The following is a 24,051-nucleotide window of genomic DNA, read 5'->3' as shown; positions in this document are numbered from 1 at the left end:
GATTTTTTATTTGGTTTGTTCGCGTAAATCTACGAATTTAATTTGTTTCCGGCTAATCTGGGGCATCTGTTTTTTCGCAATGTACTCCACGGGTTCGAAAACCACCTCCGGGGCGACGCGCACTTTCGAGCGGAACGTGTCCTTTATCTCCTTTTCGAAAGCTTCGTCGCGGCGCGCGCTGCCGATGCGCAGCACGATCTGGTCGGTGCCCAGACTGCCCGTGAAGACCTCGATGATGTAGTTGCTCACGCCCGGAATGTTCTCCAGTATGTCGTACAGCGCGGGCGGATAGAGCGTCGTGCCCTTGAACTTGATCATCTGCCCCTTTCGGCCGATGACCGACGAAAGCCGCATCGTGCCGCGTCCGCAGGCGCACCGCTCCGTGTATCCGATGCAGATGTCGCCCGTGCGGAAGCGCAGCAGCGGCATGCCCCGCACGCCGAGCGTCGTAATGACGACCTCTCCCTCCTCGCCTTCGGCGACGGGGTTGTTCTGCTCGTCGAGCAGCTCCACCAGAATCAGGTCGGCCGGCACGTGGCCGCCGCAATGGTGCCCGCACTCGGTGATCGAGGTCTGCATCTCGGTCGAAGCGTAGGTCGAGAAGAGCTCCAGTTCAGGCCACAGCTCGGTAATCTTGGCCCCCAGCGTGTTGTTGCCGAAGGCGGTGTCGCGCAGCGCTTCGCCGATGCAGATCGCACGGCGCAGCGACGAGCGGCGGTAGTCGATGCCGTGCTCCTCGGCATAGGCGACCAGTTTTGTCAGGAACGACGGCACGACGATGCAGCCCGTGGGGCCGATGCGCCGTATGGTGTCCCACTGCAGTTCGGGAATGCCGTTCCCGACGCGGATCACGCCGCACCGGAGCTTCCGCGCGCCCAGAAAATAGGCCAGCCCCGCCATGAAGCGGCGGTCGATGGTGGTCATCAGCTGCAGCACGTCCTCCGGCGTGCATCCCGCCGTGGTGAAGGATTCGGCTTCGTTGTAGGCCAGCCGGTCGAGGTCCTCCTCCGTGAGGGCGAACGTCACCGGGTCGCCGAGCGTTCCCGAAGTGGTCACGTAGTCGATGATGCGGCTGCGGGGTACGCAGATGAAATCCTGCGGGTGGAGCTGCAGGTCGGTCTTGGTGGTCACCGGCAGCCGCCGCAGGTCCTCCTGCGTGCGGATGTCGCCCGGACGCGCGCCGCAGTGGTCGAACATGCGCCGGTAGTAGGGTGAATTTTCGTACAGATAGGCGATCTCTTCGCGCAGGCGTTCCTGCTGGAACGCGGCGATCGCATCCGCCGATGCGAATTGTATTTCCGGATTTCTTATCATGGCTTACATTCCGATTTTAGTCTTTCAACCGCTTCCCGCTCGTCGGTGCGCGGGATTCCGCTCTGCAGCGCCTTGTCGAAGCATTGCGCCGCCCGGACGTCGTCGCCCTGCGAGCGGTAGTATTCTCCCAGCAGTTTCCATGTGTGGAAATTCTGCGGATTGGTCCGTTCGAAACGGTCGAGCGTCGCGGCGTCGGCGGCGGTCTCTTCCCGCATGGCTTTGCGGATTTCTCCGCCCAGCCGCCTGTATGCCACCACGCGCGGATAGTCGTGCGCGAGGTAGGCCGTGTCGGCGGCTATCTCCTGCGCCGCGTCGCAAAGCTCTCCGGCCGGATCGGGATCGCGCATGACGGCTCCCAGATCGTAGCAGATATAGGCGCCGCCCTGCCACGGCGAGGTCGAAACCCACATTTTCAACGCCGAGGGCCGGAATACCACCGAGTGGTGGGCGATCGACTGGTTGACCGAGCAGTCGTTTCCGACGCCGATGTCCGCGCCGCCTTCGCCCCGCTGGTCGCGCAGCATGGCCACGGCCGCCTGAGGTGTGAGCGGCGCGTTTGCCGCCGTCAGCTCCTCCAGCCGTGCGAAGCGGCAGGGGCTGTCCGTTCGGGCGAGGTTTTCGAGGTTGTGTTCGTCGCCGGCCAGTTCGGCCGACTGGTAATGGTTCGTGCAGAGGAGGTATTCGCCGCCGCTTTCGTACAGGGCGGTCTTGCGGGGCGTCTTCTCGATGATCGCGGCCCTTCCGTCGCGCGCCGATGCGATGAGCAGCGATTCGCTGACGAAGGTGTCGCGGCGGCGGGCGATTTCGAGGGCTTCGCCGATCGTGGCCGCATGCTGCAGGATTTCGCGCGCGAGGATCGAAATCGGGGTCGCCGCCGAGAGCGGAACGGGACCTTTGGCGGCGTTGATCGTCACGGTCAGCCCCTTGTCGTTCATGCCCGACAGTACGCCGATCATCCCGGCCCAGCCGATGCTGACGAAAGGGTGCCCGGCCTGCGGACGGCAGAAGGTGACGATTTTGTGGCGGGCGAAGTCGTCGCCCATGTAGAAGTCGAAATTGCGGCCGACCACCAGCTCCCCGTCGGCGCTCATGCCGCCCCATGCCGCGAACGAACTGCACCCGACGAGCATGTACTGGCTCATGGCGTGCCCGATGTCGTGCGCCGCATGGTAGTTGAGCTGACGCTCGTAAGGGGTGCCTATGGCGTCGAAGTCGTGCGAGCAGTAGAGCGACCGGGCGTATATCTCGCGCCGGTACTCTTCGGGGACGTGCCGTCCCAGATTGCGGTTGAAGATCACGATCAGGCCCCGCAGGAACTTCAGGTAACCGTCCGAAGGGATGAATTCGCGGATCTGGTCCACGAAAACCTGCTCCTGATAGCGCATCAGCCCGGCCGTGAGCGCTCCCGCCGCCGCTCCCGACTCTTCGGGCGACCCGGCCGTGTAAAGCTCCCAGAGACCGTATCTGTTATGGCGCAGGAAACTTCCGCGGCACGAGGTGTAGCCGCCGTGGTCCGCGACGCGGTAGGCCGCCGTGTCTACGGTCATCGCGGGCGGCTCCATGTCGGCCGTGAGGTAGAGTCCCCAGAGGAACGCCGCCGCCAGCAGCGGAAGCGCAAGGAGCGTGATGAGCGTGTATTTGAGAAATCGTTTCATGCGTCGCCTATTTTTTTAGCCAGATATTCCGTGCCCAGCAGCTCGGCGCAGGTCGCCGCCGCCGAGAGCGTTACCCCGATCGCGCCGTGAACCGTCAGGTTCTGCCCCGTGAGCAGCAGGTTTTCGAATTTCGTCCGTACGGGAATGCAGGTCGCCATGACGTTGCGGCAGTCTTTCTGCAGGCCGTAGGCAGCCCCGTGGGGGATTCCGGTGTAATGCCGGTAGGTGAGGGGCGTGGCCGCGTACGTCTGTTCGATCGCCGCCCGCAGGCCGGGCAGCCGCTCGCAGACGAAGTCCGTCAGATGCTCCGCGACGGCCGTTTTCAGGGCCGTATACGCTTCGGGACGGCGGCCCGGCGCCGATCCGCTCCATGCCGACCAGATGTCGGTGGCGATCGGGGCCATCAGCGTCACCACCTCGCTCCATGCCGGATCGGCGCACGGCGGCTGTGCGCTGAACAATACCATTTTCGGGCGCATGGCCTCCGTGTCGAAGAGCGTATCCCAGACGTCTCCGCCCTCGGCGTAATAATAGAGGTTGCGGTTGATATAGGGAAAACTTTGCGGCCTGAGCAGCAGATACACCGAGAAAAGGCCGTACGTGCCCGGCATGCCGGCCATCCGGTCGCGGAACGCGCGGCGCAGAACCGGCGTCGGCCCGATCAGGCCGAACGTCGCCGCGGGATGGATGGCCGAAATGACGCTCTTCGCCTGCAGTATCCTGCCGTCGGCGAGTTCCACGCCCGTGATGCGCCTGCCTTCGGTGTGGAGCGCGCTTGCCCGGCATCCGGTGAGGATCGTGCCGCCGTGCTCGCGGATTCTGGCCGCCAGCGCGTCGGCGATATGCTGCGTCCCGCCGGCGAAACGGCAGGCGCCTTCGATGTTCGAATGGTTTATCATGGCGTGGTGGTAGAGCGGCGAACGCTCCCGCACGCCGCCGTAGAGGGGGTTGGTCCCGGCCAGAACGCTGCGCAGCAGCGGGTCGGCGACGCATTCGCCGATGAACTCCGCCGCCGATGCGCCGAGGTATTTCACCCCGCCGGACGACAGCCGTCCCGAACGGTGCACTTCGACGCCTATGCTGTCTCCTATCTCCCTGATTTTGTCGCAGTAGCGGGCGATTCCCGCCGCCTCGCGCGGGAAGAGGGAGGTCAGGTGCCGCCGGAACTCGTCGTAGCCGTGCATGTAGGCGAACTCTCCGGCTCCGCCCGGCGATACGATGTCGAACGCTTCGTCGAGCGGCCGTATTTCGAGCGAATCCCCGATGCCGAAATAGTCGAAATAGCGGCGCATGATGCCGCCCTGCTGCATGCTGCCCACGTAGTGCATCCCCGTGTCGATGGAATGGCCGCGGCGGCGGAACGACTGCAGGCAGCCGCCGGGGACCGCCGCCTGTTCGACTACGCAGACGCCCAGCCCTTCGCGGCTCAGCATGACGCCGCATTCCAGTCCGCCCAGCCCGCTGCCGATGACGATTATGTCGAATTCCTCCTGCATCTTATTCCGGTCGGGTCAGTATGTAAACCGTATTCGACGTGTGCGCGTCCGTGTGCGCCGCGTGGATCTCCAGCCCCAGCCTGCGGGCCGTCTGCTGCAGTTCCGGCGTCGAGGTGAAGTGCAGTTCGCCGTCTGTCTTGTTGAATCCGACGATCTTCGTGGACCACACTTCGGTCATGGCCGTGGTCTTGTGCCGTTCGGCCTTCCCCGCGTCGCCGTCGCGGATGATGATCCGCCCGCCCGCCTTGAGCCGCGCCGCACAGCGTGCGATCAGTCCGCGCTGCTCTTCGGGCTGCATGTAGTGCAGTACGTCGAGCAGCAGGAACGCATCGGCTTCGGGCAGCTCCGCCGTGCGCAGGTCGGCGTGGACGAACTCCGTTTCGGGCCGCCGCAGGAAACTGTGCCGCGCCGTTTCGATCTTCTCCGCGTCGTAATCCACGCCCACGATGCGGCGGCGGTCCGAGAGCATGGCGAGCATGTAGCTCAGCGGTCCGTATCCGCAGCCGAGGTCCACGACGGTCCCTTCGCGCGGCACGATGCGGTCGAAGAGCGTGTAGCACTTCTCCAGCCGTATCTTGACCCGCATGTACCACTCCAGCACGGGGCCTTTGTAGGTGTAGCTTTTGATGAGCATGTCGCGGAAATAGGGGTTGCAGGGCCGGTTGTAGGTCTCGTAGAGTTTGCGGTACTCGCGGCGCATCTGGCGGCATGCGGACTTGGCCTGCGCGGAGTAGTCCGCGGGGTCGCCGCAGGCCGTGCGCGGCAGGATGCGGCTCACGACCAGTCCGTGCTTGATGTAGATGGGCTGGCGTTTGGACGAGATCATGCCGTTGCCGTAGAGACATATCGGCAGGATGTCCAGTCCTAACTCCGCCGCGAGGTAGAAGGCGCCCTTGTGGAAACGCTTGATCCTGCCGTCGGCCGAGCGCGTGCCTTCGGGGAAGACGATGACGCTGTAACCCTCTGCGACCTTCTGCGCGAGCGCGGGAGCGAGGCGTTCGTACCCGTCTGCGGCGTGGTAGAAGCCCAGATAGCGGACGATGCGTCCGAAGACCGGCGAACGCCACACCCAGCCGTTGGTCACCATCACCGCCTTGGGGCAGATGCTCAGCAGTACGAGGATGTCGATGAACGACTGGTGGTTGGCGATCACCACCGCCGGTTCGGCGAACGTCTCGCCCGTGTCGTTCAGGCGGATGGTTTTGGTGGTGACCATCGCCCGCAGGAATCCCCGCGTCATGTGGTGGATCGACCACTGCACGATGCGCTGCTTGCGTCGTCGCGCCATCGGCAGCGGCCAGAGCGTGAAGATCAGCGCCTGCAGCAGCTGGCATCCCGTCACGAACAGTCCGAATGCGTAGAGGGTGTTGATGAGGCTGCCCAGCGTGTAGGGCGCGCCGCCTTTTTCGGTCTGCGACGAGACGAGCATCCGGAACAGCACGGGCTGTACGGTGTAGGATACCAGCACCACGGCGACGATGCCGAAGAGCGAGATCAGCGCCAGCGAATGGAGCGCCGGATGCCGCGCGAAGATCAGCGCTCCGAGTCCCACGACGACCGTGAAGGCTGAGAAGAAGATGGCCGTCTTGTGCGTGTCGAGCATCCTGCGCCCGGTTTTGTATTCGCTCAGCAGTCCGTCCATGATGAAGATGCTGAAGTCGTCGCCGATGCCGAATATGAAGGTCGAGAGGATGATCGTCACGATGTTGAACTCGATGCCCAGCATGGCCATCAGTCCGAGGATGATGACCCACCCGACGGCCATCGGCAGCAGCGACATGAGCGTCAGTTCGATCCGGCCGTAGCAGAGGAACAGCGCCGCGGTGACCAGTATCGACGAGATCGAGAGTATCAGGTAGAAGTTGCGGTTCACGCTCCGCGCCATTTTCCCGGCGTAGAACGCCCGGTCGGCGGCTACGATGTCGTCCGTCGCCGAGAACGCCGCGTATACCTCGTGCTTGCAGCTGTCAGCCAGCGTCACATGGCTCAGGAAGATGGGAGACTTCTCCTGTCCGTCGATCCACTCGCGGAATACCTCGCGCGCCGCCGCGGATGCGTAGTCGAGCGGGCCGTACTCCTTTTCGGCCAGCTTCAGCGCGCCGTCGAACGCGCCGTCGGCGAAACCGTAGCGTTTTTCCGCCTCTCGAATCCCCGCGCGCACCGCTTCCCGCCGCTGCGGAGTCCAGAACCGGCGCCACCGCTCCAGCCGCCGCTGCTGTTCGGCGCTGTCCACCACGAACGATGCGATGCCGGCGTGGGAGTCGATTTTCCCGGCCTGTTTGAGCGAGTCGAGCCGCCGGCCCATGCGCAGGTAGCTCGCGACGGCTTCGCCCGGCGTGTCGGCCGTGGTGATGAAGAGCACCTTCGACCGTTCGCCGTCTTCGTCGGTCAGCCTGCTCAGCCGCTGCTGCGCGGCGGCCAGCCGGGGCGGGTCGTAGTTCAGGTGCATCATGTCGCTGTCAAAGCCGATGCGGTTGAAGAAGAAGAGACATATGAACGTGAGCAGCAGGATCGCCGCCACCAGCGGGCGGTTCCGGTCGGGACGCATTCCCGTGAGCCGCTCCACCCGTTCCAGCACGGCGGACCCCCCCCCGCGTTTCTCCTTACGGATCAGGTGGGGAAGCAGCACCAGACTGAAAAGCGTCGTTCCGACCAGCGTCAGCGATGCGAACAGCCCGAAGTCGCGCAGCAGCTGCGAATCGGTGAAGAGCAGTCCCGCGAAGGCGCCGATGGTCGTTATGCTGCCGATGGTCAGCGGATAGGCCAGATCGCGGATGATCTGCCGCGGATCGTGGCAGTGGTTCGCATGGCAGAGTATGTGGATCGAATAGCTCAGCGCGATGCCCATTACGACGGTCCCCGCACCTACGGCGATCGACGAAATCGTATGGCACGTCAGCGACATGAGCGCCAGCGCGAACAGCGCGCCGCCCGCCACGGGAATCAGGGCCAGCAGGACCGCGAACTTGTTGCGGAACGAGAAGGTGATGAACGCCACGATGATCAGGATGGCGACGTTGAGCGTCAGCATCATGTCGCGCTTGATCTGGCGGGCGTTGTAGGCCGCCACGGCGGGTCCGCCGTAATAGTCCGCCGTGATTCCTGCGGCGGCGTATTCGGCGTTCAGCCCCTCCAGCGCCGACTCGATCCGCTCGATCAGCCGGTCGCCGACGCCCGTGTCGCCGCTCTGGTAGTGCGGTGATATGAAGACCAGCAGCGTGGTCATGTCCTTCGAGAAGAGGTAGTCGTCGCAGAGCGTGTAGTTGCCTCCGATGTTCAGCTCCTGCAGCTTGCCCAGCGCGCCGAACGACAGCCCCAGCGGATCGTCGTAGATATATTCGTCGATAAATCCCCCGACGGGCGACAGCAGGCGGCGGTAGTTGCCCTCCATCGCCTGCGCGATGCCCCGCGGGGTGACGAGCGTGTCCATGCGGGCGTAATCCGCTTCCGAAAGCAGCAGCGGCAGGTTGCCCTGCAGGAACGACCGCATGCCGTCCGCCAGTTCGCGGCCGAAGGTCGCTTCGACTTCGGCATAACGCCTGAAGAGCGTGTCGGCGTTGAGCCGCGCCGCCAGCGAATCGGCGCAGGCCATCATCTCGTCGGTCTTGTCGGCCGCATCCTCGCCGGCATTTATCATCACGGCGATCTTGTCCTTGATCTTCAGGTTCGAGAACGCCGCGGCCGCCTTCCGCTCCCCGTCGGGGAAGAATCCGGTGATGTTCTCGCTGAACCGCAGCCGCAGTGCGGCTGAGGCCATCGCCACGACCAGCACTCCCAGCAGCGCATAGAGCAGCGTGCGGCGGGATTCGAAGAAGTCGTACAGGGCGATGAAGAACTTATTCATGGCGGGGCGTGCGTTTACAGAAGACGAGCAGGGCGTAGCTGACCGCCGCGGCCGCGACCGCGCATACGGCGGCCATGACGAAACTGCCCACGACGTACTGGAACATGTCGGCGGCGGCCCTTTCGAGCGTGATGTCCGACAGCGACAGCGGCATTGCGCGCCGCAGTACCTGCGCGCCGGTCCAGTAGCTGCCGTAGAGGATGAAGGGGATCATCGGCGGGATGCTGATGTTCGAGCTGAGTATCGCCACGGCCTTGTTGAGCCGTGTGAAGTGGGCCGTAACCCCCGCCGCGATCATCTGGTAGCCCCACAGCGGGGCGATGCCGAAGAAGATTCCCAGCCCGATCGAGGCGGCCAGCTGCGGATTCGAATCCCGCGAACGGGTGATGTTGTCCGCCACGAAACGCCGGATATTCTCTTTGGTGAGCGACCGCAGGAACCGCCACGGATAGTAGAACAGCAGGGCGCCCAGCACGAGGAACGTGTTGAGGATGCTGATGCGCGTGAAATCCTTGCCCGGCCGGAAGTGCGTCACGCGTTCGTCCTTTTCGGGGTAGAAGACGTTGACGGGGATGTTGCGCACGGCGATTCCCCGCCATGCGGCCCGCACCAGCACCTCGACTTCGAATTCGTAGCGGCGCGTCAGGAACCGCATGCCCTTCATCCGCCGTACGGGATAGAGCCGGAATCCCGACTGCGTGTCGTCGAGCCGCATGCCGGTCTCGACGCGGAACCAGAAGTTCGAGAATTTGTTGGCGAAGGTGTTCTTGCCCGGCATGTTGTCCGAGCGGAGGTTCCGGGCGCCTACCAGCAGCGCGTCGGGCGTCTTTTCGATCTCTTCGACGAACTTCGGGATGTCCGACGCGAAGTGCTGTCCGTCCGAGTCGATCGTTATCATGTAGCGGTAGCCGTGTTCTTCGGCATAGCGCAGTGCCCGGCGTATCGCGTACCCTTTGCCGCGGTTCGGGGCGTAGGAGATGGTCCCGACGCCCTCGGCGGCCAGTATCTGCGCCGTCGAATCGGTCGAGCCGTCGTTTACGACCAGCACGTGCGCGCAGTAGCGGCGCACGTCGGCGATCACGCGGGCGACGGTTTTTTCGTTGTTGTAGGTCGGGATCACCGCCAGTATGTCGTTCCGGTCGTTCATGGTTTGGGGGTGGCGGTCGCCTTGAGTTTGAGGACCGTTTTTTCGTTGTTCGTGACGACGCAGGTCACTTTTTTCGCCGCCGTGCCGTCGTCTGCGAGGCGGATGTCTATGTCGAGCAGAGTGTCCGCCTGCGGAACGATCATGCCGAGGAACTTGCATTCGCGGATCGCCGTGAAGCGGTGCCTGCGTCCCGTGCCGCGCTCCAGACACTCCCGGACGATCTGCAGCGTGCAGACGCCCGGCAGCACGGGGTTGCCGGGGAAGTGCCCTGCGTAGACCGGATGCGCCGCATCGAGCCGGACCCGGAACGCGAGCCGGTCCTCTGCCGAGAGGTAGTTGTCTATGTCGCTGAAGAGTTTCTGCATCTGAGTCGGGATCGGAGGTCAGGGGTTGAATTTCGCGGGATCGACCGCGAGGTTGAATCGTTTGTCGCGGAACTCGTAGACCGAATGTCCGCCTTCGGTTTCGTTCAGCTCCATCCGGTCGAGCGTCATGTTCTCCAAGTCGAAGCGGAGCGTGATCGAGTCGATGTATTTGCGGGCGCGGCGCGACAGGGGTACCATCCGTACGGTCCCCGCGCCCTCCGTTTCGTCGTAGCCGATCTGCCACCCCTCGCCGAACTGCGAGAGGTCGCCCGTCATGCTGGCGCGGATCATCAGCGCGACCTGCTGCAGCATGGGATTGGCCGAGGTCGCGGTTTCGGTCACCTGCCCGGCGGTCCTGAGGATGATGCGGTCGTCGCGGATGATGACTTTGTCGCCCGCAGGCACGGTGTATTCGAGCGCCATGGCTTTGGTGTTGTCGTAGTAGAAACGGCCTTTTAGCTCGATTTCGCCCTTCATCCGGCGCACCTGCCGGTGCTGCGTGAAGTCGCACTGAATGGTCTTGTTATCGCGGCTGGCTTGGGCGAGCCGCTCCCGGAACGAGTCGGGCAGCTGTCCTTGGGCCGTCAGCGCCGACAGCAGCGCAAAGGGAATTAGCAGGGAGGTTATTTTCATGGTTTTTCGATTTTAAACAGTTCGCATACGGTCGCCGTGCCGTAGCCGCGCCGCTTCAGGTCGTCGAGAACCAGCCTTAGCAGCCGATCCGCGCCGGGACGGTCGTCGTGCAGCAGGATCACCTTGCCGTCGCCCAGCCGGCGGGCTATGCGCTCCGCCACGGCTTCGCGGCTGCGGCGCAGAAGCGTGTCGAACGAGCGGACGCTCCACCCGATGCAGCGGCTCTGCGTCCGCTTCACGGCCCGCGCCACCATCGGGTTGGTGACCCCGAACGGCGGCCGGAAAAGGTGCGTCTCCACGCCGGCGATCTGCCGGAGCGACTCCCTGCACCGCAGGATGTCGGCCGTCATCGCCCAGCTGCTCCGCATCGGGAACCCGGCTGCGTGCTCCCAAGTGTGTATGCCTGTATCGTGCCCTTCGGCGGCGATGCGGCGCACCAGTTCCGGATGCCGCTCGGCCTTTGCGCCGACGAGGAAGAACGTCGCCCTTACGCCCCTCTCCCGGAGCAGGTCCAGCACACGGGGCGTCATCTCCGGGTCCGGTCCGTCGTCGAACGTCAGCGCGACGACCCGTCCCGCGGCCCGGTTGCGGCACAGCGTGCGGACGTACGCCCCCAGCCGTATCTGGTAGGAGCAGTAGAACAGGACGAATCCCGCGGCGATTATGACGGCGGCTACATACATGTCAGTTCCATGGCCGATTCGGTGCGGCCCGAAAAGTCGTTGTAAAGTGTGATCTTATGCCCGGCGTTCTCCGCGACCGCCTGCCGGAATACCTCGGCGATCGCTGTAAAGTGCGGCTTGACGCCGGTTTGCGAAGCCCGTATCGCCCGGCCTTCGGACGCTTCTGCGCCGGCTTGTCCGATACAGGCGTTTTCGTTTCCCGATGTCTTTCCGCAGGGGTTTTCCGTATGGTTCTTTTCCCCGCCGCTCTCTCTTTCGTATCTCTTTTCGCAGGTCGCTCTGGCGTATGCTTTTCCGCCGGGTTCTCTTTCGTGTGCCTTTCCGCCGGGTTCTTCGGCGCGGGGCTTCTCTTCTCCGTCCGTTTCTCCGCTTGTTTCTCCGCCCGCCGGATATCCGCCGTCCGCTGCCGGAGTCCCGGCCGGGATGCGGATTCCCGTGATTTCGGCGACCGAACAGTCGAACCGCTCGGCCGTCAGCACGAAGAATACCGACGATTCGCCCCACGTCCCCTCCTGTGCGACGCGGAGCCGCTGCAGAACCTTCTCGACCGAGGGCGTCGTCTCGTCGAATGCGCCGACCAGCACGGCCTGCGACCAGCCCGCGCCGATGCGCAGTGCGGCGTCCGTAAGCGCGTTTTCGAAACTCGTCCAGCGGTGGGCGTAGGTGGTGTTGTAACAGTGCAGTCCGCGCAGCAGGGCGATCTGCGCGCCGACCGTGTTGAAGGTCGACTGGATGAACGGCGTGGGGTTGAGCATCGTCTCATTGCCTGCGATCAGCCCGTCGAGGAATTTCTCGCTGTCGGCGATGCACCCCAGCCCCGTCGCGGTGATTATCGCGTCAATCGGCGCCCGTGCGCCGAATTCCAGCAGCGATTCGATGCCGGCGGCCACGCCCGACTTCACGACACGGCTCATCCGCCGCCGCAGATTCATTTCGGGAATCAGGACCTTGATGTCGCTGCGCAGCTCCGCGCCCGATGTTATGCAATTGACGTATGCCTTCATTTTGCGAATATCAGTGAGGAACAGTTTCCGCCGAACCCGAACGAATTGGACAGCACCGAATTTACGGCTGCGGATTCCGTCTCCGCGACGGGCCGCAGCCCCAGCTCCGGAATCGGCTCCGCGAATCCGGGATTGCCGTAGCGCAGTCCGTGCCCGATGGCCAGCGCCGACAGCACGGCTTCGATGCCGCCCGCCGCGGCCAGCGCGTGCCCGGTGAAGCCCTTCGTCGAACTGAACGGCGGCACCTGCTCGCCGAACAGCCGCCGCAGAGCGGTGCCTTCGGTCAGGTCGTTGTTCGGCGTCGCCGTGCCGTGTGCGTTGATGTAGTCCACGCGCTCCAGCCCGCTCCGGGCCAGCGCTTCGGCCATGGCGCGGTACGCCCCCTCGCCCGTCTCGGACGAAGCGGTCTGGTGGTGGGCGTCGTTGGCGTTGGCGTACCCCGCAAGGCGGCAATAGGAGCGCATGCCCGGTTCTTCGCGCGCAAGGACGACATATCCCGCCCCTTCGCCCAGATTCAGCCCTGCGCGCGTGGCGTCGAACGGGCGGCACCGCTCCGGGTCGAGAATCGAGAGCGAGTTGAATCCGTTGAGCGTGAAGCGGCACAGTGCGTCGGTGCCTCCGGCCACGACATAATCGGCCATGTCGTTTTCGAGCAGCAAGGCTCCGGTGATGACGGTGTTCGCGGCCGACGAACAGGCCGTGCTGACGGTCGCCGTGTAACCCGTGATGCCGCAGTACTCCGCGATCCGGCGGGTGCTGTCGGCGCAGTCGTGCCCCGCCACTGAGCGCAGGCGGCCTCTGCCGTTGTCCGACCTGAAGTCGCGGTAGAAGTTCTCCGTGAGGTCCATGCCGCCGACCGAAGTCCCCGAAACGAGTGCCACGCGCGCCGCGGCGGGAATCGCCGCATCGGCCACGGCCTGCGCCGCGGCGATCATCCCCAGCAGGGCCGTGCGCGAAGGGGTCTCGCGCGCCGGGATGCCGAGCAGTTCGCCGAGCGCCCGGTTGTCGCGCCGGACCTCTCCGACGGGCACGTCGACGGCCGAACGGAAAAGCGTCAGCTTCCCGATCCCGCTGCGTCCGGCCCGCAGGGCCGCCAGCGTCTCCCCGGCCCCGTTGCCGAGTGCCGAGATGATCCCTATGCCCCGGACGGCTATGTTCATTTGCGGTTTTTACGGATATAGTCGGCCAGCGTGGCGACCGAGTGGAATATCGGTTTGGCTTCGGCCGGGTTGGCCAGCCGGATGCCGTAGTGTTTTTCGAGCAGGAGCGTGATTTCGAGGGCGTCGATCGAATCCAGTCCGAGTCCTTCGCCGAACAGCGGCGCGTCGGTGGCGATCTCTTCGGCGGTGATCTCCTCCAGATTCAGCGCTTCGATAATCTGCTGTTTGAGTTGCATTTCCAGATTTTCCATCGTATCTATTCGAGTTTTTCGGTTAATGTCAGTTCACAGTCGTACTCCCCGCCGCAGAGTTCGCACCAGCCCCATACGACGGCGTCCATGCGTCCTTGGGCGATCAGTCCTTCGGCGTATTTCCGGATAAAGTTACAGCTTTTGTCGGGGAACGCAAAAAAAGTGCTCTCGCCTTTCAGCCCGTGCTTGATCGCGATCTGCCCCAGCATGATGTTCGGGAGCGTGTAGACGAACACCGCCGGAGAAGCCCCGCCCCCGTCGTCGGCGTCGATGACGGCCTGATGGCGCATGTCGCTGTCGAGCGATGCGCTGCGGTTGGCCAGCACCACGCCGATCCGCTCGGCCGGGCAGTCGGGCCGTCGCCCGGCCAGCAGTTCGCACGATGCGACGTAGGCCAGCTTGCAGAGGTCGTCCATCTTCGAAAACTTCATGTTCGGGTCTGCCAGCGCGCGGTATCTCTCGCGGATGAAGACGCCGAACGGCACCTCCGGATGCCGCGTTATGGCTACGTGCGCCGTGTCGCGGGCGGTGCGTATCTCTTCGGTCTCGTCGCCGCCTGCCTGTCCGGCGTTTGTTATGACGTTGTTTTCGTTCGCAGCGGCGCACTCTTTCTGTCCGACGTTCGCTGCGGCGTTACTCTCGTCCGCTCCGGTGAATCCGGGTTGTCCGCCGGCTGTTTCCTGCCTGCGTTTGTTCTGTGCGTCGTCCCGGTCGGTTTCGGCGCCGTTTGTCCCGTCCTGACGGGCGGGATTCTCTCCGTCGCAGTATCGTCCGCCGAAAACGTCGCTTCGCTCCGCCGCGGCATTCTCGTCCGTGCTGCCCGTCTCGTCCGTGCCGTATGCGTTCCGGCCCGTCCCGCGCCGGAATACCGCCGCGGCGTTGCAGCCGCCGAATCCCGACGCCGTTTTCAGCGCGGCGTCCGTCCGGGTCGTGCGGTGTTCCGCGCTTATGTTCAGCGGATAGGGCACCCCGCACTCCGCATAGCCTTTGACGCCGAAGACGGTTCCTTCGGCCAATCCGTGCACCGTGACGATGCTTTCGATGACGCCCGATGCGCCGAGCGTATGCCCGAAATAGGGTTTGAGCGAGTTGCAGGGCGTGCCGCACAGTCCCGCGAGATGCAGCGCCCGGCTCTCCATCTCGTCGTTGTAGAGCGTCGCCGTGCCGTGGGGATTGACCATGCCGATCGCTGCGGCGCCGAGCGACGCTTCGCGGAGCGCTGCGCCGATTGCGAACGCGAGTCCGTCGCCCGTGCGCGACGGAGCCGATATGTGGTTCGCGTCGTTGGAGATGCCGCCTCCCGCCACGGTGACGCCCGTCGCCGAAAGTCCTCTGTCGGCCGTGAGCAGCACCGCGCCGCCGGCTTCGCCCAGCGTCAGCCCGTCGCGCGCCGCGTCGTAGGGGCGGCAGAGCGCGGGACTTACCGATTTGAAGGCGTTGAATCCGCTGACGATGAAATCGCACAGCAGGTCGAATCCCGCGACGAAAACATGGTCGTACTCGCCGCTGCGGATCAGCCGCGACGCGACGACGATGGCCGACACGCCCGAAATGCAGGCGTTCGAGATCACCAGTGGCCGGTTCGCTGCCCCGAAATACTTTCCGACGACCTCCGCCGTGTCGTTCAGGTCGCATTTCGCCGGATCACCGTTCAGCAGGCCGATGTTGCCTTTGGTCGTGGAGAGCAGGATGAGCGTCCGTTCGTTCGCGGGCGACACGCCCGATCGGGCGATCACCTCGCCCAGAGTCAGCAGCGCCAGTCGTTCCGCGGGCGTGTATTCCGCCACTGCCCGCTCCGCCGCCAGCTGCGCAAACCGTTCCGGGTCGATCCGGCAGACGGGCGTGCCGTCGTGCCATACCGAGAGATTCGTCCTCCCGGCGCGCACGGCCTCCATATTCTCCCGCGTGCCGAATCCGAGCGCTGACAGGATGCTGTCGGGTCCCCACCAGACCGCTACTTCACGTCCCATCTCTCCTTCCATTTGCGGTAGAACTCCGGCGCGAGCAGCTGCAGCTCGCCGCGGGCGTCGAGAAACACCTGCGTCGAGCTTCCCTCGGCGACGATTTCTCCGTCGGTGGCGCTGCGGATCGTGTATTCGAAACATATTTTCGCCGCTTCGGTGGCGATATAACGGGTCTCGACCACGGCCGTGTCGTTTACGCGCAGCGGCTTTTTGTATTGCAGCTGCAGTTCGACGATCGGCGCGGTGTATCCGCTGGCATGGATGTCCATGTAGCCCAGCCCCGCGAATTCGCGCCCGAAGGCCTCGCGTCCGTCCTCGAAATAGCGCACGTATTCGCCGTGCCACACGATCTGCATCGAGTCCACCTCGCTGAATCTTACGCGCAGCGACGTCTTGCCGACCAGACTCGCCTCGGCTGTTTTTCTGCGTACCATCACTCTTCCATGTATATTTTCATCCGGCACTCGGCGACGGGCTTTCCGCCGCATTCGGTCCGTGCCGAAAGTAGGGTTACGTTCATTACCGCCTGTTCGACGGCGATCGTCGTGACGAGCCGGCTGCCGACCGGGGGCAGTGCGTGGACTTTCAGGTCGTTCACGGCCCCGATATATCCCAGCCGCACCTTTTCGCCGCGGCTGCGGTCCATGTAGCCTGCGCGCAGGGCGGCCGACTGGGCGATATGCTCGATCAGGCCGCACTCGCTGAGCGCGCCCTCTTCGACGAAGATGTTGTCTTCGCATACGGTCAGCCCGCTGCGGGCGCATCCGTCTTCGCCGATGCCGTAGAAGGCGTCCGCCATGACGATCGGCGGCCGCTGCGGAATGTATTCCACTATTTCGTCCGCCGCAATCAGGGCTTTCTCAGGTACTCCCATAAAGGTCCTTTTTTATTTCGTTTCAGCCGCAGCGTATCGACCAGCGCGCTCTGCGGATCGTCGGGGAAAACCCACGCCTTGCCCGTCGCGGCGGCCGCGCTGCGGGCCTCTTCCAAGTCGAAGTCCGGGGCGATGTAATAGGCCGGCGCCAGCAGGTCGTCGTCCGGGGCGACGACGCCTTCGCGTGCGGCCAGCTCCGCCAGCCGGGTGTGCGGATAGATGCGCATGCCCGCATAGGGGAACATGACGGTGTATTCCAGCCGGCGCGAATTTTCGATCGTTTCGCGCACATGCTCCCGCGTGTCGCCGTACCCGCCCAGAATCAGGAAGTGGGCGTAGTAGACGCCGTTGTCCAGCGCCAGCCGGCTGGCCCGCACGACGTCGCCGAAGGTGAAGCGTTTGCCGTAGGCTTCCAGCGTCCGGTCGCAGAACGACTCGGTGCCGAATTCGATGTGGGTCAGGCCCGAAGCCCTGAACAGCCGCATCTGCTCGGCGTCGATGCCCCGCGGCGAGAAGTAGGCGCCCCACGCGACGTTCGTCCCGCGCCGGATGAGCGTTTCGGCCAGCCGGACGTTGTATTCGGGACGGATGTTGAACACCGAGTCGGTGAAGAACAGGTAATTTATGCCGTAATCGCGCTTGGCGCGGAGGATGTTTTCGGCGATGATTTCGGGGTCCATCGTGCGCACGCACCGCCCGTCGATATGAGGATACGAACAGTAGATGCACTCGTAGGGGCACCCCCGCTTGGTCTGGATGTTGAGCATGCCGCTCCGCTTCCAGTAATACCCGGTCAGCTCCGGCTCGAACTCCACTTCGATCGCCGGCAGGTAACTGCGCCGCCCGTTTCCCGTGCGTTCGTTTCCGGTGGGGCTGTTGGTGCGTTCGTTTTCCGTGGGTGTGTTTTCCGTGCGTTCGTTTTCCGAGAGACGGTTTTCCGCAGGGCCGTTTCCCATAGGTCCGTTTCCCGTGCGGCCGTCGCGGGTGTAGACCGCCGGAATGTCTGCCCCGGTTTCGCCCCGCTCCAAGGCTCCGATCAGCTCCGCCAGCGGCCCTTCGCCCTCGCCGTGAATGCCGTAATCGGCCCCCAGCTCCCGCATGAACGCCTGCGGATAGATCGAGAATCCCGCCCCGCCGATAATCAGGGGTGCGTCGCTGGCTGCGCGTATGACGTCGATCAGCGCCTTGTACTCCGGCAGAAACCCCCGCCGGTCGAGCGAATTGGCGCCGTCCACGTTGCGCAGCGACACCCCGATGTAGCGGGGCGCGAGCGTGCGGATGCGTTCGGCCAGCTCTTCGTCCGTGAGCAGGTTGCAGTCGGCCGTATCGACACGTATCCCGCTTATCGTGCGCTCAAGGTAGGTTTTCAGGTAGGAAATTCCGAGCGGATAAACGGGGTAGGGCGACGTGTGACGGTTTGCCGAAATGAGTAATATGCTACATGCGCTCACGACCAGAACCGATAGAAATTGAACCATTGCTGCGGATAGCGCCTCACCACGGCTTCGAGCGAGCGGACGTAGCTTTCGAGCACGGCGTTCGGGGTTTTGCCGTCCGGCGTCTCCGGAATGTCGAAGATGAAGCGGTAACGCCTGCCGCGTTCGCGCATCGCATAGTAGAATACCGCCGGCGCCCGGAACTTCTCGGCGACGACGAAGGGTCCCGCCGGGAAGAGGGCCTTGCGGCCCATGAAGGTCACCGGTGCCGTGGCGCCGCCTTCGACGAAGCGGTCGCCCTGAAAGCAGACGTACTCCCTGCTGTCGAGCACCTCCTTGATCCGCAGGATCGACTCGATGCCGCCCTCGTTCACGGGGATCACCTTGTAGCCCTCCTGTTTGCAGTGCTTGTCCATGACGTTTTTGATCCGCCGGTATTCGGCGTCGTACATCACGAGGTGCATTTTGCGGGCGTAGTCGCCGAAGAACCCGGCCCCCGTGCCCCAGCAGCCGACGTGCGCGCCGATGATCACCGCGCCGCGCCCGCCGTCGAGCAGACGCAGGAAAGCGTCGTAATTCTCGAATTCGAATTTATACCGGTCCGCCATGCCGCTGCCGATGGCCACCCGGTCGATGATGGTCTGCCCCAGCGCGTAATAGTGGGCATAGAGTTTGACCGCCGAGCGGAAGACGCCGTAACGGAGTATGCGGCGGTTATAGAACCAGACGGCCCGCGTGGCGCGGGGTGCGAAAGGGATGAAGTAGACGACTACCAGCGAGAGGAAAGCGTACGCGGCGCGTATTCCGAACACGTTCATCAGGAAGATGAAGAAACCGTATCCGAAAGATCCGCCGCGCGAGCGTCCGCTCCACCGTTTGTCGTTATTTGCCATTCGTTCGGCTGATGATCAGGTCGTAGAAGTCCTGAAAGGTCTTCAGCTCCTTGAAGTCGGGACCCGTGAGCGTCACGCCGAAATTCTTGTCGACGAGCACCACGACATCCACCAGATCGAGGCTGTCGAGGTCGAGCGTTTCGAGCAGCGGCGCATCGGGGGTGATGACCTCCTGCTCCACTTCGAATTCGTCGGCCAAAACGGTATTGATTTTTTCGATGAGTTCCTGTTGTGTCATTGTCTGCGTGAGATTTATTTGCATTTCTTGATAATGAGGGTCGAGTTGGTTCCGCCGAATCCGAACGAGTTCGACAGAAAGCGGTCGAAGGCGAGGTCCACCTTGCGGGCGGGGATGTTGAGCTTCGAGGTGGCTTCGTCTCCCTGCGCGAAATTGATGTTCGGGGCGATGAATCCGTGCTCCATCATCAGCATCGAGTAGACGATTTCGCTGGCTCCCGCCATCCACATTTCGTGGCCGGTCATCGACTTGGTCGAGGCGACGTAGGGCCTGTGCGCGCCGAACACCTCGTCGATGGCCAGCGCTTCGTTGTAGTCGCCCAGCGGCGTCGAGGTGGCGTGGGCGTTGACGTAGGGAATCTCTCCGGGCTGCATGCCCGCATCCGCCAGACAGCGCAGCAGCGAGCGGCGCGGTCCGTCCACGTTCGGCACGGAGATATGCTCGCCGTTCGACGAGAATCCGTATCCGGCCACTTCGCCCAGTATCGCCGCGCCCCGGCGCACCGCCGAGTCGTAGCTTTCGAGGATCACGGTCGCCGCGCCTCCGCTCGGTACCAGCCCGTCGCGGTCCTTATCGAAGGGGCGCGATGCCGCCGCGGGGTCCGATTCGCGCTTCGAGAAGGCTCCCAGCCCGTCGAAACTGCCGACCGAATAGAGGTTCACCTCCTGCGCTCCGCCGCATACGATGCGCTCCTGCAGTCCCTGCCGGATCATCAGGTATCCCATGCCGATCGCGTGCGAGCCGCTGGCGCAGGCCGCCGAGAGGGTGAGGTTGACGCCCCGCAGGTTGAAGATCACCGAGAGGTTCATCGTGACGGTCGAGTTCATCGACTGGAAGATGTTTCCCGAACCGACCATCGCCGTATTCCGCTTGGCGCGGATGATGTCGATGCCCTCGATCACCGGGGCCGCGCTGCTGTCATTGCCGTAGATGATGCCGACCTCGTTGGCCGCCAGAAACGCTTCGTCCATTCCCGCGTTGCGCATCGCCTCGGCCGTGGCCATGTAGGCGTACTCGCCCTGCTGGGGCAGGCAGAGCCGCTTGCGGCGGTCGAGCGCCCCCTTCAGTTCGGGGCGCTTGACGATACCGGTCAGCGCCGATATGTATCCCAGCTCCCTGCGCTCCGGGTCCAGCCCGATGCCCGAACGCCCTTCGCGCAGCGATTCGGTCACTTCGCCGAGGCTGGTGCCGATCGAGGACCAGATGCCCAGTCCGGTGATGACTACTCTGTTTTCCATGGTGTCAGGTGTATAATCCTCCGTTGATCGATATCACCTCCCCCGTGATGTAGGAGGCCTTGTCCGAGATGAGGAACATCGCCAGATCGGCGACCTCCTCCGCCTCGCAGAAGCGTCCGGCGGGTATCTGTTTTTTGAGTTCCGCTTCGTCGAGGTCGGCGGTCATGTCCGTGCGTACGAATCCCGGCGCGATGGCGTTTACCGTCACGCCCTTCTTGGCCACCTCCTGCGCCAGCGCCTTCGTCGCCGCGATCACGCCGCCTTTGGCCGCCGAATAGTTGGTCTGTCCGGGCAGTCCCTTGATTCCCGACAGCGAGACGATGTTGACGATGCGGCCGAAACGTTTGACCAGCATGTCCTTCAGCAGCGGGCGCGTGACGTTGTAGAATCCTCCGAGGCCGGTATCCACTACCGAGTGCCACTGCTGCGGCTCCATCCACATCATCAGAGTGTCGCTGCGGATGCCCGCGTTGTTCACCACCACCTCGATGACGGCTCCCTTGTGCCGCTCCTGCCACGCCGCGATCGCCGCCGCGGTCTCTTCGCCCGCGGCCACGTCGAACCGCAGGGTCTCCCCGTCGCCGCCCGCGGCGCGGACGCCTTCGAGCGTCCTTTGGGCTTCGTCGGCGTTCGAGCGGTAGTTGATGAGTACGTAGTAGCCGCTCCGGGCCAGCTTGAGACATATCTCGCGGCCTATGCCCCGGCTTCCGCCGGTGACGAGCGCATATTTCGTCGGTTCGGTCATGCTTGCTGTTTGAGGAAGTTTTCGATGGCTGCGATCTCCCGGTATTTGGGCGTGTCGTCGATGAACTTGGGTACGATGCGGCGGATGTCGTCGTACAGCTGCCGGGTCTGGGCCGACAGTTCTGCGGCGCACTCCAGATAATCCGCGGCCTGCACCAGCGCGAGCATCTCGATCGCCAGCACCTGATAGCCGTTTTCGATCACCTGACGGGTCAGCATCGCGGCGTTGGTGCCCATGCTGACGATATCCTGATTGTCGTTGTTGTTGGGTATCGAGTGCACGTACATCGGATTCGAAAGCGTCTGCGATTCGGCCGTGGTCGAGGTCGCCGTGAACTGCGCCGCCTGCAGGCCGTAGTTGAGCCCCAGCTTGCCGAGGTTCACGAACGGCGGCAGCGTTTCGTTGATGCGGTCGTGGAAGAGGTAGTTCAGCTGCCGCTCGGCGAGCATCGTCATCTTCGTGACGGCGATCTTGAGCTTGTCCATCTCCAGCGAAACGTAGTCGCCGTGGAAGTTGCCGCCGTGGTAGATGGTCCCCGTCTTGGAGTCCACCACCGGATTGTCGTCCACCGAATTGAACTCTTCGACGAGTATCTTCTCCGCCTGTTCGAGCGTTTCGAGCACCGGACCCAGTATCTGGGGCGTGCAGCGCAGCGAATAGTAGGGCTGCACCTTGTGCTTGAAGGTCGGAGCCTCTCCCGTGTCGCCGTTGTAAAGTTCCGTTTCGCGCTTGCGCAGGCGGCGGCTCGATGCGCATATTTCGCGCATCCGGCGGGCGATTTCGATCTGCCCGGCGTGGAGCTTGCAGGCGTTGAGCGGCTCGGCCATGAAGTCGTCGTACGATTCGACCACCTCGTTGAGCATCACCGAAGCCTTCACGGCCCAGTCGAGCAGGCGGCGGGCCTGCGCGAGGTTCACCATGCCGATTCCCGTCATCACGGCTGTGCCGTTGGTCAGCGCCAGCCCGTCGCGGATGCGGAGCCTGAGCGGCGTTATGCCGCACGCCTTCATCGCTTCGGCCGCGGAGACGGTTTCGCCGCGGAACGACACTTCCGATTCGCCGATCAGCGCCAGCGCGATATGCGCCAGCTGCACCAAGTCGCCGCTGGCGCCGACGCTGCCGTGGCGCGGCACGAGCGGATATATTTCGTTGTTGAGGAAATCGGCCAGAATCCGCACCACGTCGGGATGTACGCCCGATTTGGCGTTGAGAAAGGTTTGCAAGCGCGCAAGCATGGCCGCACGCACGCAGATGTCGGGCAGCGTCTCGCCCGCACCGCAGCTGTGCGAACGTATGATGTTGTATTGCAGGCTGTTCAGGTCGGCATCGCCGATCCGGTACTGGGCCATGGGGCCGAAACCGGTGTTGATGCCGTATATTACTTTTCCCTGCTCGAAATCTTCGAGAAAACGGTAACATGCCTCGACTTCCCGGAGTTCCGCTTCGCCGAGCGAAACTTCTGTCCGGTTGAAAATCCGGCCGTTAATGGAGTCCAAGTCCGAATAGTGCATTTTTTGAACGGATTTATGGCTCCAAAAATACAAAAACTATCTCAATAAATCCTTTATATGGTCACTTTTTTGTTTCCATTGTCCACTCCGGCCGTGCTCTGCGGGCAGGGTGCCGGACCCGCCGCGCCCTTACGCATTCCGGACGCCGGCCATTCGCGGTGTCGCGGCGGCTTTCCGGATTTGCCGTTTCGGAGACTCTTTTGAACATTCATGGCGGATATTGCCGGGATTTTATTATTTTTGTCCGGACTTTCCTGCTTACCTATGAAATCGAAAGACATCTTCACTTTCCGCGACGCCGAGAAACAGGCCGGCCCCGTTGCCTTCTCGACGATGCTCAAGCCGGCCGGCTCGGCCTGCAACCTCGATTGCCACTACTGCTATTACCTCGACAAGGCGGTGCAGTACGGCGGCCGGCAGGCCGTGATGAGCGACGAACTGCTGGAACTTTACGTCAAACAATATATCTGCGCCAACGAAGTCGATACGGTCCAGTTCTGCTGGCACGGGGGCGAACCGCTGCTGCTGGGCGTCGATTTCTACCGCCGGGCCATGGAGTTCCAGCGGAAATACGCCGACGGCAAACGCATCGAGAACACCCTTCAGACCAACGGCACGCTGGTCGACGAGGCGTGGTGCGATCTGTTCGCGTCGAACAATTTTCTGGTGGGCGTCTCGCTCGACGGTCCCGAAGACATTCACGACGCTTTCCGCCTTACCAAAGGCGGCAAGCCGACCTTCGCGCGCGTCATGGAGACCGTGCGGATGTTCGAACGCAGCGGCGTGGAATTCAATACGCTGAGCGTCGTGAACCGCCGCTGCGAAGGCCGCGGCGCGGAGATCTACCGCTTTTTCCGCGACACGGTCCACAGCAAATACATGCAGTTCCTGCCCGCCGTGGAGCATGTCGTCGACAAGCCGGGCTTCCACCGTCCGCTGATCGTCTCCCCCGACCGCGAAGGCGCGCGGGTGGCCGAGTGGTCCGTCACGGCCGAAGGCTACGGGCGTTTTCTGTGCGACGTTTTCGACCAGTGGGTCGTGGGCGACGTGGGCCGCTATTACGTCCAGATGTTCGACGCCTCGCTGGCCCAGTGGTGCGGCGTGCAGCCGGGCGTCTGCTCGATGGGCGAGACGTGCGGCGACGCGCTGGTCGTCGAGCACAACGGCGACGTCTACTCCTGCGACCACTTCGTCTACCCCGAATACAAACTGGGCAACATCGCCCAGACGCCGCTCGACGAAATCTACCGCACGGCCAAACGCCGCGAATTCGGCCTGAACAAGCGCAACACGCTGCCCACGGAATGTCTGCGCTGCAAATTCTACTTCGCCTGCCGTGGCGAGTGCCCCAAGCACCGCTTCGACCGCGGTGCCGACGGAAGCCCGAAAAACTCGCTCTGCGAAGGTTTGAAAATCTACTTCCGCCACGTGGAGCCGTACATGGAATACATGCGCGACCTGCTGTCTAAACAGCAGGCTCCGGCGTGGGTCATGCCCTTCGCCCGCAAACGCATGGGGCTGGAATAACCCTGCCCGGCATACGAATACGCCTGCATCCTTCTCCGGGTGCAGGCGTTTTATTTGTGTCCGGCGGACGCCG

The 24,051-nt window shown here is 63.5% G+C and carries 21 protein-coding genes; 1 reads left to right on the top strand and 20 read right to left on the bottom strand.

What is annotated here, in order from left to right; translation table 11 throughout:
• Positions 1-6: 6 nt before the first annotated feature.
• Genes ACESTR_RS02370 through hutH form a run of 20 tightly spaced genes read right to left on the bottom strand, consistent with a single transcriptional unit; the run spans position 7 to position 22,451 of the window.
• Entirely contained in the window at positions 7-1,314 is a 1,308-nt protein-coding gene (locus tag ACESTR_RS02370; RefSeq protein WP_014775375.1) for a phenylacetate--CoA ligase family protein, read from the bottom strand.
• A complete protein-coding gene (locus ACESTR_RS02365) occupies positions 1,311-2,969 on the bottom strand; it encodes a C45 family autoproteolytic acyltransferase/hydolase (RefSeq protein ID WP_373178753.1) in 1,659 nt (552 codons plus the stop codon). The genes ACESTR_RS02370 and ACESTR_RS02365 overlap by 4 nt, the downstream gene beginning before the upstream one ends.
• Positions 2,966-4,465 carry a phytoene desaturase family protein gene (locus ACESTR_RS02360; RefSeq protein ID WP_302575465.1) on the bottom strand — a complete coding sequence of 500 codons (1,500 nt, stop codon included), beginning with the start codon at positions 4,463-4,465 and terminating at the stop codon, positions 2,966-2,968. Before ACESTR_RS02360 ends, ACESTR_RS02365 begins: the two co-directional genes overlap by 4 nt.
• A gap of 1 nt (position 4,466) precedes the next feature.
• A complete protein-coding gene (locus ACESTR_RS02355) occupies positions 4,467-8,309 on the bottom strand; it encodes a 1-acyl-sn-glycerol-3-phosphate acyltransferase (protein ID WP_373178751.1) in 3,843 nt (1,280 codons plus the stop codon).
• Positions 8,302-9,456 (bottom strand): DUF2062 domain-containing protein, encoded by a 1,155-nt coding sequence (locus ACESTR_RS02350; RefSeq protein WP_009596164.1) that lies wholly within the window; start codon positions 9,454-9,456, stop codon positions 8,302-8,304. Before ACESTR_RS02350 ends, ACESTR_RS02355 begins: the two co-directional genes overlap by 8 nt.
• The gene (locus tag ACESTR_RS02345; protein ID WP_014775380.1) at positions 9,453-9,821 is read right to left on the bottom strand and encodes a (3R)-hydroxymyristoyl-ACP dehydratase; all 369 of its coding nucleotides are present in this window, start codon (positions 9,819-9,821) and stop codon (positions 9,453-9,455) included. The genes ACESTR_RS02350 and ACESTR_RS02345 overlap by 4 nt, the downstream gene beginning before the upstream one ends.
• Positions 9,822-9,839: 18 nt before the next feature.
• Entirely contained in the window at positions 9,840-10,454 is a 615-nt protein-coding gene (locus ACESTR_RS02340; RefSeq protein WP_009596193.1) for a LolA family protein, read from the bottom strand.
• Positions 10,451-11,137 (bottom strand): polysaccharide deacetylase family protein, encoded by a 687-nt coding sequence (locus ACESTR_RS02335; protein WP_014775382.1) that lies wholly within the window; start codon positions 11,135-11,137, stop codon positions 10,451-10,453. Before ACESTR_RS02335 ends, ACESTR_RS02340 begins: the two co-directional genes overlap by 4 nt.
• Positions 11,128-12,141 carry a beta-ketoacyl synthase chain length factor gene (locus tag ACESTR_RS02330; RefSeq protein ID WP_279063189.1) on the bottom strand — a complete coding sequence of 338 codons (1,014 nt, stop codon included), beginning with the start codon at positions 12,139-12,141 and terminating at the stop codon, positions 11,128-11,130. The genes ACESTR_RS02335 and ACESTR_RS02330 overlap by 10 nt, the downstream gene beginning before the upstream one ends.
• Positions 12,138-13,301, bottom strand: a complete 1,164-nt coding sequence (locus ACESTR_RS02325; protein ID WP_227042270.1) for a beta-ketoacyl-[acyl-carrier-protein] synthase family protein — start codon at positions 13,299-13,301, stop codon at positions 12,138-12,140. The genes ACESTR_RS02330 and ACESTR_RS02325 overlap by 4 nt, the downstream gene beginning before the upstream one ends.
• On the bottom strand, positions 13,298-13,552 hold the full coding sequence (locus ACESTR_RS02320; RefSeq protein WP_262906758.1) for a phosphopantetheine-binding protein: 255 nt from the start codon (positions 13,550-13,552) through the stop codon (positions 13,298-13,300). Before ACESTR_RS02320 ends, ACESTR_RS02325 begins: the two co-directional genes overlap by 4 nt.
• A 5-nt stretch (positions 13,553-13,557) precedes the next feature.
• On the bottom strand, positions 13,558-15,522 hold the full coding sequence (locus ACESTR_RS02315) for a beta-ketoacyl synthase N-terminal-like domain-containing protein (RefSeq protein WP_288299203.1): 1,965 nt from the start codon (positions 15,520-15,522) through the stop codon (positions 13,558-13,560).
• Positions 15,507-15,950 carry an acyl-CoA thioesterase gene (locus ACESTR_RS02310; protein ID WP_022044338.1) on the bottom strand — a complete coding sequence of 148 codons (444 nt, stop codon included), beginning with the start codon at positions 15,948-15,950 and terminating at the stop codon, positions 15,507-15,509. Before ACESTR_RS02310 ends, ACESTR_RS02315 begins: the two co-directional genes overlap by 16 nt.
• Complete coding sequence (locus ACESTR_RS02305) at positions 15,950-16,390, bottom strand: hydroxymyristoyl-ACP dehydratase (protein WP_195559123.1); 441 nt, start codon at positions 16,388-16,390, stop codon at positions 15,950-15,952. Before ACESTR_RS02305 ends, ACESTR_RS02310 begins: the two co-directional genes overlap by 1 nt.
• Positions 16,366-17,868 (bottom strand): B12-binding domain-containing radical SAM protein, encoded by a 1,503-nt coding sequence (locus ACESTR_RS02300; RefSeq protein ID WP_279063185.1) that lies wholly within the window; start codon positions 17,866-17,868, stop codon positions 16,366-16,368. Before ACESTR_RS02300 ends, ACESTR_RS02305 begins: the two co-directional genes overlap by 25 nt.
• The gene (locus ACESTR_RS02295; RefSeq protein WP_009596156.1) at positions 17,838-18,719 is read right to left on the bottom strand and encodes an acyltransferase; all 882 of its coding nucleotides are present in this window, start codon (positions 18,717-18,719) and stop codon (positions 17,838-17,840) included. Before ACESTR_RS02295 ends, ACESTR_RS02300 begins: the two co-directional genes overlap by 31 nt.
• Positions 18,709-18,957, bottom strand: coding sequence for a phosphopantetheine-binding protein (locus ACESTR_RS02290; protein ID WP_009596180.1), 249 nt, complete (start codon positions 18,955-18,957; stop codon positions 18,709-18,711). Before ACESTR_RS02290 ends, ACESTR_RS02295 begins: the two co-directional genes overlap by 11 nt.
• A 14-nt stretch (positions 18,958-18,971) precedes the next feature.
• The gene (locus tag ACESTR_RS02285) at positions 18,972-20,195 is read right to left on the bottom strand and encodes a beta-ketoacyl-[acyl-carrier-protein] synthase family protein (protein WP_227042272.1); all 1,224 of its coding nucleotides are present in this window, start codon (positions 20,193-20,195) and stop codon (positions 18,972-18,974) included.
• Between the two features lie 4 nt (positions 20,196-20,199).
• Positions 20,200-20,940 (bottom strand): 3-oxoacyl-ACP reductase FabG, encoded by a 741-nt coding sequence (gene fabG, locus ACESTR_RS02280; RefSeq protein ID WP_009596187.1) that lies wholly within the window; start codon positions 20,938-20,940, stop codon positions 20,200-20,202.
• A complete protein-coding gene (gene hutH / locus ACESTR_RS02275) occupies positions 20,937-22,451 on the bottom strand; it encodes a histidine ammonia-lyase (RefSeq protein WP_014775391.1) in 1,515 nt (504 codons plus the stop codon). Before hutH ends, fabG begins: the two co-directional genes overlap by 4 nt.
• Before the next feature lie 264 nt (positions 22,452-22,715).
• Between hutH and ACESTR_RS02270 the strand changes: the two genes are divergently transcribed.
• The gene (locus ACESTR_RS02270) at positions 22,716-23,978 is read left to right on the top strand and encodes an anaerobic sulfatase-maturation protein (protein WP_014775392.1); all 1,263 of its coding nucleotides are present in this window, start codon (positions 22,716-22,718) and stop codon (positions 23,976-23,978) included.
• The last annotated feature ends 73 nt before the right edge of the window (positions 23,979-24,051 follow it).

Origin of the sequence: Alistipes sp. DJF_B185 (assembly GCF_964250025.1) — a bacterium.
In the GTDB taxonomy this organism is placed as follows: Bacteria; Bacteroidota; Bacteroidia; order Bacteroidales; family Rikenellaceae; genus Alistipes; species Alistipes finegoldii.
The sequence above is the reverse complement of the archived record's forward strand: the minus strand, read 5'-3'. Positions and strand labels throughout refer to the sequence as shown.